Annotated in this window: 8 protein-coding genes; 4 read left to right on the top strand and 4 right to left on the bottom strand. The window is 43.2% G+C overall.

The window, feature by feature from the left end; all coding sequences use genetic code 11:
• Window positions 1-28: 28 nt before the first annotated feature.
• The 3 genes from PBT90_RS13545 (at window position 29) to PBT90_RS13535 (ending at window position 4261) form a co-directional block, all read left to right on the top strand.
• Entirely contained in the window at window positions 29-2407 is a 2379-nt protein-coding gene (locus PBT90_RS13545; RefSeq protein ID WP_270129729.1) for a TonB-dependent receptor, read from the top strand.
• Window positions 2407-3573: a PepSY-associated TM helix domain-containing protein gene (locus PBT90_RS13540; protein ID WP_270129728.1), complete on the top strand. Its 1167-nt coding sequence runs from the start codon at window positions 2407-2409 to the stop codon at window positions 3571-3573. Before PBT90_RS13545 ends, PBT90_RS13540 begins: the two co-directional genes overlap by 1 nt.
• Before the next feature lie 148 nt (window positions 3574-3721).
• Window positions 3722-4261, top strand: a complete 540-nt coding sequence (locus PBT90_RS13535) for a hypothetical protein (protein ID WP_091692085.1) — start codon at window positions 3722-3724, stop codon at window positions 4259-4261.
• Between the two features lie 32 nt (window positions 4262-4293).
• Here the strand turns inward: PBT90_RS13535 and PBT90_RS13530 are convergent, their stop codons facing one another.
• The 4 genes from PBT90_RS13530 to PBT90_RS13515 form a co-directional block, all read right to left on the bottom strand.
• Window positions 4294-5199, bottom strand: coding sequence for an NAD(P)/FAD-dependent oxidoreductase (locus tag PBT90_RS13530; RefSeq protein WP_270129727.1), 906 nt, complete (start codon window positions 5197-5199; stop codon window positions 4294-4296).
• A 139-nt stretch (window positions 5200-5338) separates the two neighbouring features.
• Complete coding sequence (gene bla / locus PBT90_RS13525; RefSeq protein WP_270129726.1) at window positions 5339-6076, bottom strand: subclass B1 metallo-beta-lactamase; 738 nt, start codon at window positions 6074-6076, stop codon at window positions 5339-5341.
• Window positions 6077-6322: 246 nt separating this feature from the next.
• A complete protein-coding gene (locus PBT90_RS13520; protein ID WP_270129725.1) occupies window positions 6323-9328 on the bottom strand; it encodes a PVC-type heme-binding CxxCH protein in 3006 nt (1001 codons plus the stop codon).
• Between the two features lie 246 nt (window positions 9329-9574).
• Complete coding sequence (locus PBT90_RS13515) at window positions 9575-11314, bottom strand: BamA/TamA family outer membrane protein (protein ID WP_270129724.1); 1740 nt, start codon at window positions 11312-11314, stop codon at window positions 9575-9577.
• Window positions 11315-11904: 590 nt separating this feature from the next.
• Here PBT90_RS13515 and PBT90_RS13510 point away from each other — a divergent pair.
• A complete protein-coding gene (locus PBT90_RS13510; protein WP_270129723.1) occupies window positions 11905-14970 on the top strand; it encodes a SusC/RagA family TonB-linked outer membrane protein in 3066 nt (1021 codons plus the stop codon).
• Window positions 14971-14987 lie beyond the last annotated feature (17 nt).

Here is a 14987-nt window from a genome sequence, read left to right as displayed (position 1 = left end):
TTGCGCTATATTTGAAAATCAAACCAACATGAATCGTAGATTTCTACTCCTCACCAGCCTATTTTTCCTTTGTGTTTTTGGCGCTTTCGGCCAGTCTGCCAGCATCAAAGGATTTGTAACTACTTCGGATGATCAGCCGATGGAATTTGTAAATGTCGGGATCAAAGGCCTTGCAAAAGGGCAGGCGACCGATAGAAATGGTTTTTTTGAAATCAAGAACATTGCGCCAGGTACTTATACCGTGTTTGCTTCTTTTGTTGGAATTGAAACACAGGAGAAAAACATTCAGCTCAACGCAGGAGAAGCCCTTTCCCTTAATTTCATTTTATCGGAAAGCTCCACAGACTTGGCAGAAGTGATAGTCACTGATCTTTCTTCCAATAGATTCTATGCAGACAGCAACTTTACAGTCGGGAAGCTGCCACTTACAGATCTGCAGAATCCTCAGGTTTACAATTCAATTTCCCAAAAACTACTAAAAGATCAAGTAGTAACCAACATGAATGATGCCTTGAAGAACGCCACAGGTATCACCAGACTTTGGGAATCTACAGGACGTGGAGGCGATGGAGCGGAATACTATTCCATGCGTGGCTTTGCAGTGCAGCCAACTATGGTGAACGGAATGCCAAGCTTGAACAACGGTGGTCTGGATCCGGCAAATGTGGAAACTGTGGATGTGATCAAAGGCCCATCCGGGACACTTTTTGGTAGCGCGGTGATTTCTTACGGAGGACTGATCAATATCACGACCAAGCGCCCAACTGATACTTTCAAAGGTGAAGTTGGTTTTATCACAGGAAGCTATGGCCTGAACAGAATCACTGGCGATGTCAATGTGCCGCTGAACGAAAACGCTTCCATGCGTGTGAATACAGCCTATCAGTCCAATAATACTTTCCAGGATGCCGGGGGAAGAAACTCATTTTTCATTGCTCCTTCCTTCAAATTCGAAGCGAGCGAAAGACTGACTTTCCTGATCAATACCGAATTTTTGAATTCCAATTCTGTGAATGCTCCGATGATTTTCCTCAACAGAAATAATCCGCTGACTTTTGACTCCATCGATCCTTTTGAGCGGAACTATGAGAAATCCTTCACAGGAAATGAGCTCAGCATCAATAACTCCTCCTACGCACTTCAGGCGCAGGCTTTTTACAAGCTTTCTAACAATTGGACTTCCCAGACGGTAGTTTCCAGAAGCTCCACCAAAACTGACGGATATTATCATTACCTATTTGATGCAAGTGATGGAGATTCATTTACCAGATTTATCTCTGACCGAAATGCGCAAACCGTCACTACAGATATTCAGCAGAACTTTATCGGTGATTTCAACTTGGGTTCCATGAGAAATAAGATGATCGTTGGTTTGGATTATTACGACGCTGACTTGATCAATAGCAGCACAGGATGGGTAGGAAATGGCGTAGTGACGCTGTCTGATGGAGCGGATACGGGTGTATTGACTCAAGCTGGCGTGGATGATTTGTTGAAGGGGTCTTTCGAAGGGAATTCCACCGGAAATACCCGCATCATGAGTGCCTATGTATCTGACGTGATTGAGTTGCTTCCTCAGCTTTCCGCCATGGCAAGTGTGCGAATTGACAATTTCAAGAATGAAGCTTGGGGAACCGATGCTGAAGAAAATACCCAGACAGCTGTATCTCCAAAATTTGGAATAGTTTATCAGCCAGTGAAGGACAAGGTTTCCATTTTTGGTAACTATATGAATGGCTTCGTGAATATTGCCCCAGTAAATGTAAGCGATGCGGACGGGACCAATAACAGGCTAAGAACTTTTGATCCTGAGAAAGCCAATCAATTGGAATTCGGGGTGAAAACCAATCTTTACAAAGATAAAATTTCAGCCACCGCCAGCTATTACAACATCACCGTTTCCAATCGTGTGATGACTGACCCGACTAATATCAACAACTCCATACAGGGTGGGGAAGTAGTCAGCAAGGGTTTTGAGTTCAGCGTGATCGCCACTCCGGTGGTAGGTTTGAACTTGGTAGCTGGATTCAGTACAAATGACGCTGAAGTGACTAAGGATTATGCGGAAAGTGGCTATTTGGGACTTCGTCCTGAGGAAGCTGGTCCAGAGAATCTGTTCAACTTCTGGGCGAGCTATTCCTTCTCTGCTGGAGCACTGAAAGGCTTCGGAGTAGGATTTGGGGGGAATGCTGCCAGCGAATACCTCACTATGAATAGAGCAAATATCGGGAGCTTTGCGCTTCCTGCTTACCAGGTTTACAATGCTTCGCTTTCCTATACAGGTTCCAGATATTTCCTGGCTTTGAAAGTGAACAATTTGACAGATCAGAAATACTATTCTGGATGGTCAACCGTGACTCCGCAGAACTTGCGTAATGCATCCATCAGCCTTAATTATAGATTTTGATGAATTTTAAAAAGACCATAAATAAACTACACCTCTGGCTCGGACTTTCATCCGGGCTTGTGGTGTTTATAGTGGCAGTGACCGGTTGCATCTACGCTTTTCAGGCAGAGATCAAGGATTTGACCTATTCCTTTTTGCATGTGGAGCCACAGGACAAAGCTGTTTTGCCTCCCAGCGAAATCTCAAAAATTGCAGAAGCGGCCTATCCCGAAGGTCATTTGCATGCGGTGTTGTATCCTACCAAAGAAAAATCCGTTCAGGCAATATTTTTCAGTTATGGAGAGGGAAATGATCATTACCAGATCGCCTACATCAATCCCTATTCTGGAGAGGTGCTGAAGCTCAAGGACGAGTACGCAGACTTTTTCCGAATCGTTTTGGATGGGCACTTTTACCTTTGGCTACCGCCTGAAATTGGTCAGCCTGTAGTAGCGAGTTTCACCCTGATTTTCCTTTTTATGGTCATCTCTGGTCTGATCCTTTGGTGGCCAAAGAAAAAGAAGAACCTCAAGCAAAGTCTGAAGATCAAGTGGTCAGCAAGATGGAGAAGGAAGAATTACGATTTGCATCAGGTGCTGGGCTTTTATGTGATGACTTTTGCCTTGGTTTTCGCGATTACCGGTTTGGTTTGGGGTTTTATTTGGTTTAGAGACGGACTTTACTTTGTGGCTTCCGGTGGAGACCAATTTGTAGAGTATTACAACCCTTTATCCGATTCTACCCAAACCTATCAAGGGGAAATTCCCGCCTTGGATGCGGTGTGGATGAAAATGAATGCGGAATATCCCGATGCTGAATATATAGAAGTTCATCCGCCTGAATTTGAGGGATCTGCTCTTGCTGCTAATGCCAATCCGGATGCATCGACTTATTGGAAATCTGATTATAGATATTTTGATCAGAATACGCTGGAAGAACTTCCAGTAGAGCATTTTTACAACCGATTCGAAGAGGCGACAATCGCCCAGAAAATCATGCGAATGAATTACGATGTGCACGTGGGAGCCATAGCAGGATTGCCGGGTAAGATTTTGGCTTTTTTCCTAAGCGCGATTATCGCCTCACTTCCGGTAACAGGATTTTTGATATGGTGGGGGAGAAGGAATAAAGCGAAAAAAGAACCAGCTGCTCAGAGAAAATCGAATATGGTACTAACGGAAGTTTGATTTGCTTTTTCAAAGCTTGAAATGAAGGAAGGTTGTAAGGGATTGCAGCCTTTTCTTTTTATTTGAAACTTTGGGTATTCCCGGACTATCGACAGTTTAGGTTTTCGCAAAATTGCCTATTTTGGTCTCCTAAATCTTTTTTGAAAATATGGCAGCAGCAAGTGAATTAGCACCGGGAAGCAAACTTTCCCACCCAAAATTCGGCACAGGGATGATCCTTTCTGTGGACGACACTTATTACAAAATCTATTTTTATAACACGGAGGAAGTAAAAACCCTCGCAAGAGATTACGAGGGTTTTACTGTAGAGGAAGCAAAGGTTCCTGATTTTCCGATGCTGACGATGAAGGACGTGGAAAAAGCCATCCGTGAAGCCTTGATTCAGACATCTGAGCGAGCACCCATCGTACCACTCGGTGGAAAATGGATGGGTGGCAACGTGGTTTTCGAGCCCAATGACGAAAGCCTGCAATCCAAGGAAATTCCTATGGCAACTTTCTTTCACAAGATTGTGATGGTGCGGGAAAAGCTGCGGGTTTTGGAGCAAAATATCAACAACCACCCGAAACTGGATGATGAGGATCGCGTGCATCTCCAGCAGTACATCACCAGATGCTACGGTTCCCTGACTACCTTTAATGTGCTTTTTGCCTATAAGGAGGATCAGTTTAAGGGAAGTGGGTCTTGATGTTCTGCTTGGAAAGGGACTTAACTAACAACTCAAAAGCTTTCGTCGATCAAATCTTTGTTGCAGGCGGCTCCTGCCATACTTCCTGAAGAAACGGCAAAGGCTACCGATCGGAACATGTTGATATTGTCGCCGCAGGCAAAAACTCCGGGAACGCTGGTTCGCTGTAGCTGATCCACCTCCAGGTATCCATTTTCCTTTAGTGCACATCCCAATTCAGAAAGGATGGGAGTACTTTGCTCAAAATCCGGTTTTGCGTAGAGTGCAGTTATATTTTCCCGGGATCCGTCCTGAAAAACCAGGGTTTTGATCTTTCCATCCTGATGGATGATTTGACTGATTTTCTTCTCAGAAATAGGAACGTTTTTGGATATCAGTTTCTCTGTTTGTTCAGGTGTTAAAGTGGATTTTCCATTGGTGTATAGCGTCAGCTCTTTGGTCCAGTTGGTGATCATTTTTCCAAATTCAAAAGCGAAATCCCCATTGGCCAAAATCCCGGTTTTTTCGTTTCTGACTTCATAGCCGTGGCAATAGGGGCAATGGATTACCGAAATCCCCCAGCACTCTTGGAGTCCAGGAATGTCTGGAAGTATATCCCGGATGCCCGTGGCAAAGATTAATTTTAGACTTTCAAATGTGTCTCCTTCCTGGGATTTAATTTGGAATCCCTGCTCTGACTTCTTTGCAGAAAGCACATAGTCGGAAAGAAAAGACACTGTTTCATAAGCTTCCACTTGCTGTTTTGCTAGGGATGAAATCTCTAAAGGTGTTTTGCCATCTTGGGTCAAAAAATTGTGTGAATGTGGGGTTTGCCGATTACAGGGTTTGCCGGCGTCAATGACCAGGACTTTCCGCAAAGATCTGCCCAATGCCATGGCTGCTGCTAGTCCTGCATAACTTCCGCCGATGATGATTACTTCGTATTGATTGCTTTCCATAGTTTGAAGGTTTATTAATAGTTAAGCAACCAACACAAATGCAATTAAGTTGCATTAATTAGAATGATTTTCCGGATTTTAAGCATTTATACATAATCATCATTGTATCAATGACAGACTTGTGGGTAATCAGATACCTTTATTGAAACATCGCTATGGTATAATCCAACAAATCTGTACCTCCAATTTCCCCATGACCCGGGATTACAATTTCAGCGTCTGAAAATGCGGATTTAACCTTTTGAACCGTAGTAGGCCATTCCCCTACATTGGCGTCTTCTAGGTTACCACTTCCGGCATCTAGTGCCTTGATCATACAGCCTCCGAAAATGACTTTATCAGAGGGCGCATAGGCCACGAAGTTGTCCTTGGTATGCCCTTCACCAAAGAATTGATTGATGACTTTTAATTGACCTGCTTTGAGGATTATTTTCTTTTTGAATCCGTTTTCAGGAGTTGGATATCCTGCTGATTTCGCTAGTGCTATTGTTTCATCAGAAGCGAAAGAAGGTATTCCCTTGGCATGAAACTCATTTAATCCACCCACACAATCCCAGTGAAAGTGTGTAGCTACGACACCCTTTACCTTTACATTTTGATCTTGCTCCAGCCAGTTTATTAATTCTATACTAGCCTCATTATTTGCAGGTGTGTCAAAAACCAGTGCCTCGCCCTGATTGATAACGATCATGCCATTGCAGGCTACTTTTCCGAAATCATCTGTATTTAGATAGCTAATATGCAGAAATGTATTGGGACTGATTTGCTCGATTTGAAGAGCCTCTGATTGATAAGAATTTCCTTTTTGCTGCCCTTCAGCAATGAAAATAAAGCAGGTGATTAAATATAAAAAACTAGTACTAAAGCAGGTTTTCATGGAAAGCTGGATTGAGATTGAAAGTAAGTTACCAAGTTTCATAAAAATACGTAATGATGCCAGTGCTCATAATTCTTTGCTCAGCTGCTCCATAGACCGAAGTAGCCTTAATGCTAGTGTTGAGCAAAGCTTTAAAGCTTTTGACTCCTTACTGGTATAAAAGCGTATACTCATGATACGTTTTCAACTAAACAAAATCCCAGCCTATTTTCATAAGCTGGGATTAATTTTTCGATACTAGAAATTTTATTTCCTCAATGTCTCCAAATAACTGACCAAATCCACCACCTCAGATTCCGAAAGTGGGAATTTTGGCATGAGTGATTCGTCCTGTTGGGTAACGCTTTCCACATCAGCCAACTTGTAGATTTTCTGCTCGCTACTTCCCACTAGTTTTACCACCAGATCATTCTCTGTTTTGGAATTGACAATGCAGGTAAACTCAGTGCCGTCTTTGAGTTTTACCAGCTGGGTCTCATAGCCAAATCCCATCCCTTCAGAGGGATTGATGATGGCATTGATCAAACCTTCCTTAGAGAGTTTATTGCCGATTTCAGTTAATCCAGGGCCAAAGTCTATGCCCTGATCAGCGATTTGGTGACAAGCCAGGCAATAGGTGTCCGCTAGTGTTTTTCCATTTTCAACCGATCCACTGGCTGCGAGCATTTTCGTTAAGTCATACGCTTGCTTGGCAGAGTCGCCAAAGAAATCATTTGCCTCAGCGCGGATATTTCCATTCCAGGAAGAGAGCAGGATTTTTTGTGCGATAGGAAGTACGTCTGCCGGGATTTTATTGGCTTTGGCAAGTTCCCAAAGGAAAGGCTCCGAATTGTAGCCCTTGGCAGCCTCAGCAGCGGCAGTTCGTATTTCAGTGGACTTGGTTTGGTCTAGGTAAATTTTAGATAGGGCTTCGGCCATCTGTTCATTGTCTATGGTGCCGAATTTTTGGATAGCAAGTATAGCTTGCTCCTGATCTGCAGCATTGAAGTAAGCCTCAATCACAGGCATTCCATACAGGGAAGCAAATATATTTGCCGCCATCTGTGAATGCTGGTTGCTTTCATTTTGGTAAACCAACATCTCAAGTCTGTCTTTTTGCTCGCTGATGCGGTACTTGCTTACGATATCTAAAAAATCCCTGTCATCCGGAATGCTACTGGCGGTTTTTCTGGCGAGGCTTAAAATCTGATTATCCGGATTATTCGGATCAAAGTTGATTTGTCTCAAAATGATCAGTTGGTCTTCCTCGGGGGCATTTGCTAGGAGTGCTTTTAAAGTTTTGTTTTTGGCATCCGATGACTGAAAATCCAGCGCTCGATAAAAGGGTTCATTATTTCTTCCTGGTTGAGAAAGTATGATTTTGCCCAGCAACTCAGCCGTATTGCTGGCTCGGGATCTCCAGACTATATCCTTTGCGGCTTGACTTTCCATCCATCCGCTGCCTACAGTTTCCAGGTATTTCGGCAAGTATTCATCCCAAAAGCCTTCGGCAGCAATGCCCAAAGCTTCCAAATACCAGCGGTCTCCCGGCTCGTAAGCAGCGGCCAGTTTCAGCCAGACTTCATGATTGGAGTGATATCTGAGTGCAAATGCCACCTCTCTTCTAACGGCCGCAGATTCGTCGGAAGCCATATTCATCAGAAATTCTGAATCGTCCATTTTATTGATTCTATAGGCTCGGAGGGCTGCTACGCGGATATTCTCATCTGAATCAGATGCAGCGGTTTTGACGTAATCATTTCCATTGGGAAGTTTGGTCAGTACCCAGAAAGCCCTAGCTCTCATTCTGCTTTCACCTTCGGTATAAAGCTCTTCCAGTGCATCCTTTGCTTCAGCACCTTTATCTACCAAAGCCATAAAGGCTTTGAAATGCGTCGCTCGGTTTGGGTTTTGTAGCAATTTAATCAAAGAGGAAATGGAGGTGTAATCCGGCTTAGCTACCTGATAGCCTGTTTCTTTCGGTGCAACTCTGTAAATTCTCCCTTTATCCAGATCTCCCATCGCATGTCCACCTACACCGGGATCGTACCAGTCTGACACAAATAAGGAACCATCAGGAGCCACGGTCACATCAGAAGGGCGGAACCAATTGTCACGGGAATTTCCATCCAAAATATTGATGATTTCAGCATCGAATCCTGCCCCGTTGGGACTGGTAGGATAGGCTCTTACAATATTAGGTCCTGCGTCTGAATGGATCATTTGTCCCTGATATTCTTCCGGTAAAAGGTCTCCCTCATAGATCAAAATACCCGTAGGAGAGCCGGCGTAGGTTTGTAGTAAATTTGGAACAACTCCAGGGTCATTCAAATGCCAATGTTGCTGGAAAACAGAATCCTCCATATTGATTCTACGCGCTCTCCAATCCTGCCCGGTCATTTCATCTTTGAAGCCATAGTTGCCAAAGTCCATAACATAATTGATGCGCGTACTTCGGTTGCCATCATCGTCATTGTCTGATTGCCACATTCTACCATAGCTGTCTGTGGCTACTTCGAAATTGTTTCGGAAGTTCCATGCCAACACTTCAGTATCCGATCCGTCCGGGTTCATTCGGAAAATCATCCCTTCTCTATAAGGCTGTGTTTGACTATTTACTGGTCGACCTAGTGGGTCAAGTATAGGTGATCCATCGGCATGATGGATTCCTTTACCCTCATTGCCGTAGTTGAAATAGAGCTTGCCGTCGGGGCCAAAAGTAAAAGCATGCATTCCATGGTCATGCTGTACTCCCTGTATTCCCTCAAATAGTATTTCTTTCTTTTCCGGTACATCATCTCCGTCTGCGTCTGTGAAGACGTATACGTATGGACTTACCGATACATATACTTTGTCTCCAAAAACCGCAATGCCCAGGGCAGCATTGATGTCATTTCCCTGATAGAAAACCTTAGACTCATCCGCCACACCATCTCCATCGGTATCTTCCATGATCAGGATCCTGTCACCTTCAGCCCGGGTAGGATTGCGGGGATTGAGGGCTGTTCTGTAATTATAAGCTTCCGCTATCCATACTCTACCTCTGTCGTCAATGTCCATATTGGTGGGATTTGACATCATGGGTTCAGAAGCAAAGAGGGTGAGTTCGAGGCGGTCATCTGCTACTTCTATCCCGTCAACAGCATGTTTGGGCGATCTTTTTTGCTCCTCGGAAAGTTTTGCATATTCCTCGTCCGTCAGTTCAGCGGTTTTCTTTTCACAGGATATGAACAAGAATCCCAGTACACTGAACCATGCAAAATACTTTATCATAGGTTAAAAGGTTTATTGGGGTTTGAAAACTGATTTTCAAATTAAGTAAAAGTCCATAGAATGTATTGACTATGTTGAAAAAAGGCAGAGGTTGTGCTATGGAATTACACTTTTGGGATTTGATCAGGTCGAGCTTCAGTCTATCTCCTTCATTATTTATGTGGAAGCAATACTGCTTAGTGGAAATCACAGAAATAGTCGGAGTGCAATAATCCGCATGTAATTAGAAATGGAGTTTGGTTGGACTTAATTGTAGGTAATTAGGTCGGGGGCTTTTACGAAAACATCTGTTTTTCGGAAGCGTAGGTTTTTGCGGAAGCTCAATGCAAATTTAGCTTCTCCTTCATCATCAGTTGGGATGAATGTTCCTTTTACTTCCATAGTACCAAATATTAGGTTCTCATTTCTGATCCGCATCCCTAGGCTAATTCCAGTATAATTCTGGTAATTGTTTGCACAGGTAGGACATTTTAATTTTGCCCAATAGAAAGAGGAAAAGGGCGCAATTCGGAACCCGATCAAGGACCAGGGCGTGAGTACGCTTGATTCAAAACCCATAGAGATTCTTTGTGTGGCATCTACCTCTTCCACCCGTAAGCCTGGGATGATAGCTCCACGAATCGTGAGCCAATCGTTAGTCAACCATTTATAAAGTCTGGTGTAAGAGAAAGTAGCGGAGTTTCTGACTTTATATTTACCAAAGGAAAAAGCCTTGGAGTAATAGGTGCCACCGGACTGAAAAACCAGATCCTCAGGTCCCCCACGGAAATAGCTGGAGGCATTCAGCATCACTTCATAAAAACTCCCGTTTTTGCCAGCTCCTTTGTAATTCAGATTGATACTACCATAAGGACGCTGGTAGCCCATGGTTTTGGTGAGGCCTAGCGTGGTAGATAGCAGGTATCCAAAAGGAATGTCCTCGGTCCGCCCAAAGCCATAGACATATTGGGTTTTGAAAAAGTCTTGCTCGTACACCGTAAATTCGGCCAGAGCACCTTGACTGTTTCTGTACTGACTTTTGTCAGTGGCGTGTTCCTGGTCTGGTTCCTTGATGAAGTATCCGTCAAATACGCGTAAAGCCAGGAACTTTCGCTGACGGTCTTGAAGGGTTTTTTCCGAACCGAAATTATACCCGCCCCAAAGATTCAAAACATTATATCTGTAATCAAGAAAAGTAGAGTCTGGCCGGGAATATACGTTTTTTGACCAGTTTTGGCTCCAGCCTGCACCACCTGCAAACTTCGAATAGGGAGAGATGAGCGGTCTTTCCAGACTGAAACCAGTGGCAAACTCCTCTTCTTCCCCAGCACTGATGCCGGAGTTTAATTGAGTGTAGTATGCCAAAAAATCAGCAAAACTCCCCAGTAAACTACTTTTGGAATAGGCAAGGGCTATTCCCGTCTTCGGAGTTCGGTCCACATCAAAAAGTATATCAAACTCAAAGCCTTGGGCTCTTCCGTCCACATTGGCATCATAAACCTTAAATAAAGGGGCAGTGGGAAAGCTTCCGCCTACAGATCCTCCTATACTGAAAATATCCCGAGTGACGACCGTCAGATCTACCGAATCTGTGTCTTGAACGGGGGATACTATGATTCTGCTTTCCAAAATGAAATTCTGGTCCCTCAGGTACCGCTCATTGTCACCCAGCTTGTATGGGTTGACCTGCTGATGAGGTTTGATAAATAGATGTTGGCGGATTGTTTTTTCTCTGGTATTGGTGTGCAGCCTGTTGGCTAGGCGAGCTACCTTCTGTACTATGGGTTTTTCTTCTCCATAGATAGAAAATTCAAAGCCCACGGTCTCTACATAGATATTCCGGATGATCTTGCCTTCAAACTCCATAAACTTTTCCTCAGCTTTCTCCACCAAAACTGTATCTCGGTTTGACCTGGTGATCAAATCTATCCCTTTTTCAATGGCTTTTTTTGTGATAGAGTTATTCGTGGAATCTCGCTCAGACTGGGCAAAAATTTCCCTGCTCACACCGCATAAGGTAAGCAGTATAAAAAGAGCTCTCAATGATCTGTATGGCACTAGCGGTAGTAAAAGTGAATATATTGTACCTGGTCTTTAGGAAGCTGTTAAGCCAGGGTTAAATCAACTGCATTTTTATTGCCAAAAATTTGAGTCTAGCCTGATTTTTAGAAAAATAGCTCTTGTAGGTTTCAAGTTGTTGTGCATTAAGTGACTAGTGGGTAAGAAGTTTGTATGTTTTTATTGTTAATTAATTGAGATAAAAATAAGCTATTTATTAATGGTAGTGTCACTTTTAGTTTGTTTTTGTAGGTTTATGTTAATGCTGATTTATGATTTCTTTTATGCGGTTTTAATAGACTGGTTTTAATTATGTTAATTCATTGATAATCAAGATTATAACAGTTTGTTATAGATGTTAAAATATTGTTATTTTAAAAGGTTTTTTCTAATAACTTAAATCTAAAATTTGCTTAACATTACTCTCTTTTTTTAAATCTAATTTTGTGGACGAATTAAAGGATAAGACTGCATGTAGATGCTGTTTTATTTATTTATCTGTTTGAATCACTCTTTATTTTATCCAATACTTAAATTTTATGAATTCAAATTTACGATTATCTAAAATTCTCGTTGCATCAGCCTGTTTTGCGATGTGGTCTGGGATAGGAGGACCGGCTGTGCTGGCCGCCAATTCCCTTAAGACGGAAGTGCATCTAAGGACTAGTTTGCAAGCGGAGATCTCTGTGTCAGGTATTGTAACTGACGAGACTGGAATGGCCCTGCCAGGAGCTACAGTACGGGTGAAAGGTACCACCATCGGAACCGTAACAGATATTGACGGGAAGTTCACTTTAGATGTGGAGGAGTCTTCCATTCTTCAGGTTTCGTATGTAGGTTATATTTTACAGGAAATCCCAGTGGGAGGACAGTCAACTTTCGAAGTACAATTACTTCCTGATGCCACCCAATTGGATGAGTTGGTAGTAATCGGTTATGGAACCCAAAAGCGCTCTGATGTGACCGGTGCGATTGGTTCGGTTAAAACTGAAGACTTTAACAAAGGGGTGATTTCAAACCCTGTGGACCTTTTGCAAGGCAAGGTAGCCGGGGTCAATATCACTTCCACCAGTGGTGAGCCAGGAGCAAACCAAAATGTGATCATCAGGGGTATCGGTAGTCTAAGGTCAGGGACTCAGCCATTATATGTACTAGATGGATTTTTACTGGACAACTCGAGTACCGGGATCGCCTCAAATCCCTTGAATTTTCTTAATCCGAACGATATCGAGAGCATAGATGTGCTGAAAGATGCCAGTGCAACTGCATTGTATGGTTCCAGAGCATCCAATGGTGTGATTGTAATCACCACTAAAAAAGGAAAATCCGGGACTACTCAAATTAACTTCTCAGCTTCTACGGCATGGTCATCCATGGCAAAGAAAATCGATGTGTTTAGCGCAGATGAGTTTCGCGAGCAAGTAGTGGCTGCGGGTGGAGCGCTGGAGGATTTCGGAGGCAACACGGATTGGCAGGATGAACTGACTCAGGTAGGTTTTTCTCAGGACTATAGCTTGTCCATGAGTGGAGCCAAAACGGGTGACTTTTCCTATTTTGCTTCTATAGGTTATCAGGATCAGGAAGGTATCCTGAAAAACTCTGAGTTGAAGCGCTATTCTGGCAAATTGAATATGAATCAGAAGGCTTTCAACGGGAGGTTGACCATAGATTATAACTTGACGGCCTCGCATACACAGAATTTGCGCCCGAGCATCACTTCTACTATCAGTGATATGCTTAGCCTTAATCCTACAGTTCCTGCCTATACAGACGGTGAGCCTACTTTGCTCAATACCAATGCACTGAATCCTATCAAAAGATATGAGTTGTACAGTGATGATGCAGCCAATAACCGGATTTTAGCTACGATCTCCCCGTCTTTTGAAATTTTCGACGGGCTGACCTATAAGTTAAATCTAGGTGTAGATTACTCTTCCACCAATAGATATCAGCAGTACAAGCCTTATTCTGGTGTAATCAACGAATCCAATATTTCTGATGGGACTTTGGATGAAGGCATAAGCTCTAACACCAATCAGCTGGTAGAAAATACCCTGACCTATAACTGGAACAATTACTTGCACAATTTCACTGTTTTGGCCGGGCATTCTTACCAGACCTTTTTGGATGAGTATAGGGGGATATCTTACAGAGGATTTGCGGATAACAATATAGATCCTATCTATCAGGACCATAACAGTACCAGTGAATTTCCTACTACAGTGAGTTCCTCGGCGATCAGAAATGAACTTCAGTCCTTCTTTGGAAGGGTGAACTACACCTACGCTGATAAGTACTTGTTTACCGCGACCTTTCGTGCGGATGGTTCTTCCAAGTTTGGACAAAACAATAAGTACGGCTACTTTCCTTCTTTTGCCCTAGGCTGGAATGTGACCAAGGAAGACTTTATGTCAAACTCCTTCTTCAATAATCTAAAAGTTCGTGCCAGCTGGGGACAAACCGGTAATCAGGAAATCCCATCCAAGATTACCAAAGCGAGTTATTCAGAGGATAGATTGTCCAATGGTGGAGGTAGTTTGAATACTTATCCTATCGACACGGACGGAACTACTTTGGATAGTTATCCATACGGCATTGTCTTTACCCGTCTAGCCAATCCGGATTTGCAATGGGAGGTGTCTACTCAGGTAGATTTCGGGGTGGATTTTGCCCTTTTGGACTATAGATTAACAGGTACTTTGGACTATTTCAATAAGGTGTCTTCCAATATCCTACTGGAGGTGGTTCCTGCAGATCCGGTACAGCCGACTTCCACTTATTGGGACAATATTGAGAACATGAAAATCCACAACAGTGGAATTGAACTTGGCTTGGATTACAACAGCAGAGAAGGACAGGCATTCTCCTATAACATTGGCGGTAATGTCACCTTTATCCAGAATGAAGTGAAGGATTCCCCGTATTCTGTGTTGACCACAGGAGCAGCGCAGGGTGCAGGACAAACTGGAGCTACCATCAACGGATACATCAATAATCAACCGATCGGTGCTTTCTACATGCTGGAATTTGATGGCATTACTGAAGACGGTGTCAATAGATTTAAGGACATCAATGGAGATGGTGAAGTGCTGGACAATGACCGAAGCGTGGTTGGAAGTGCCATTCCTAAGGTGATCTATGGCTTCCATACCAATTTCAATTACAAGGGTTTTGACCTAGGCTTGAATTTTAATGGCACTGCGGGTAGCAAAATCTATAACCATACTGCAATGTCCTTATTCACCAAAGCACAACTGTCCAGATCTAATAATACTACAGATTTTGCGGTGCAATACCCTGAAGAGTCATTCAATAACTCCAACACTGTTTCTACCCGATTCCTGGAGAGCGGATCATTTTTCAGGTTGAACAATGCTACCCTAGGTTATAATCTGAATACAGACGCCATGGGCTGGGGAGAGGCATTTCAGAACATCCGACTATCTGTAACTGGCCAAAACCTATTCGTGATCAGCGATTACACAGGCTTTGACCCAGAGGTAAATACAGGATCCACTTCTGGCGGAATTCAGACTTTCGGTATAGACCGGTTTACTTATCCTAGAGCTAGAACCTTCTCGATCAACTTGAATTTAACTTTCTAAAAAGTAAATGATCTGTC

Source organism: Algoriphagus sp. TR-M9 (assembly GCF_027594545.1).
Taxonomy (GTDB): domain Bacteria; phylum Bacteroidota; class Bacteroidia; order Cytophagales; family Cyclobacteriaceae; genus Algoriphagus; species Algoriphagus halophytocola.
This window is presented reverse-complemented; position numbering and strand designations above follow the sequence as displayed.

Bases quoted from the DNA above. Each gene is read 5' to 3' on its own strand.
- bla (WP_270129726.1), bottom strand. From the start codon at position 6,076: ATGAAAACCTGCTTTAGTACTAGTTTTTTATATTTAATCACCTGCTTT.
- PBT90_RS13510 (WP_270129723.1), top strand. From the start codon at position 11,905: ATGAATTCAAATTTACGATTATCTAAAATTCTCGTTGCATCAGCCTGT.
- PBT90_RS13540 (WP_270129728.1), top strand. From the start codon at position 2,407: ATGAATTTTAAAAAGACCATAAATAAACTACACCTCTGGCTCGGACTT.
- PBT90_RS13535 (WP_091692085.1), top strand. From the start codon at position 3,722: ATGGCAGCAGCAAGTGAATTAGCACCGGGAAGCAAACTTTCCCACCCA.
- PBT90_RS13545 (WP_270129729.1), top strand. From the start codon at position 29: ATGAATCGTAGATTTCTACTCCTCACCAGCCTATTTTTCCTTTGTGTT.
- PBT90_RS13520 (WP_270129725.1), bottom strand. From the start codon at position 9,328: ATGATAAAGTATTTTGCATGGTTCAGTGTACTGGGATTCTTGTTCATA.
- PBT90_RS13530 (WP_270129727.1), bottom strand. From the start codon at position 5,199: ATGGAAAGCAATCAATACGAAGTAATCATCATCGGCGGAAGTTATGCA.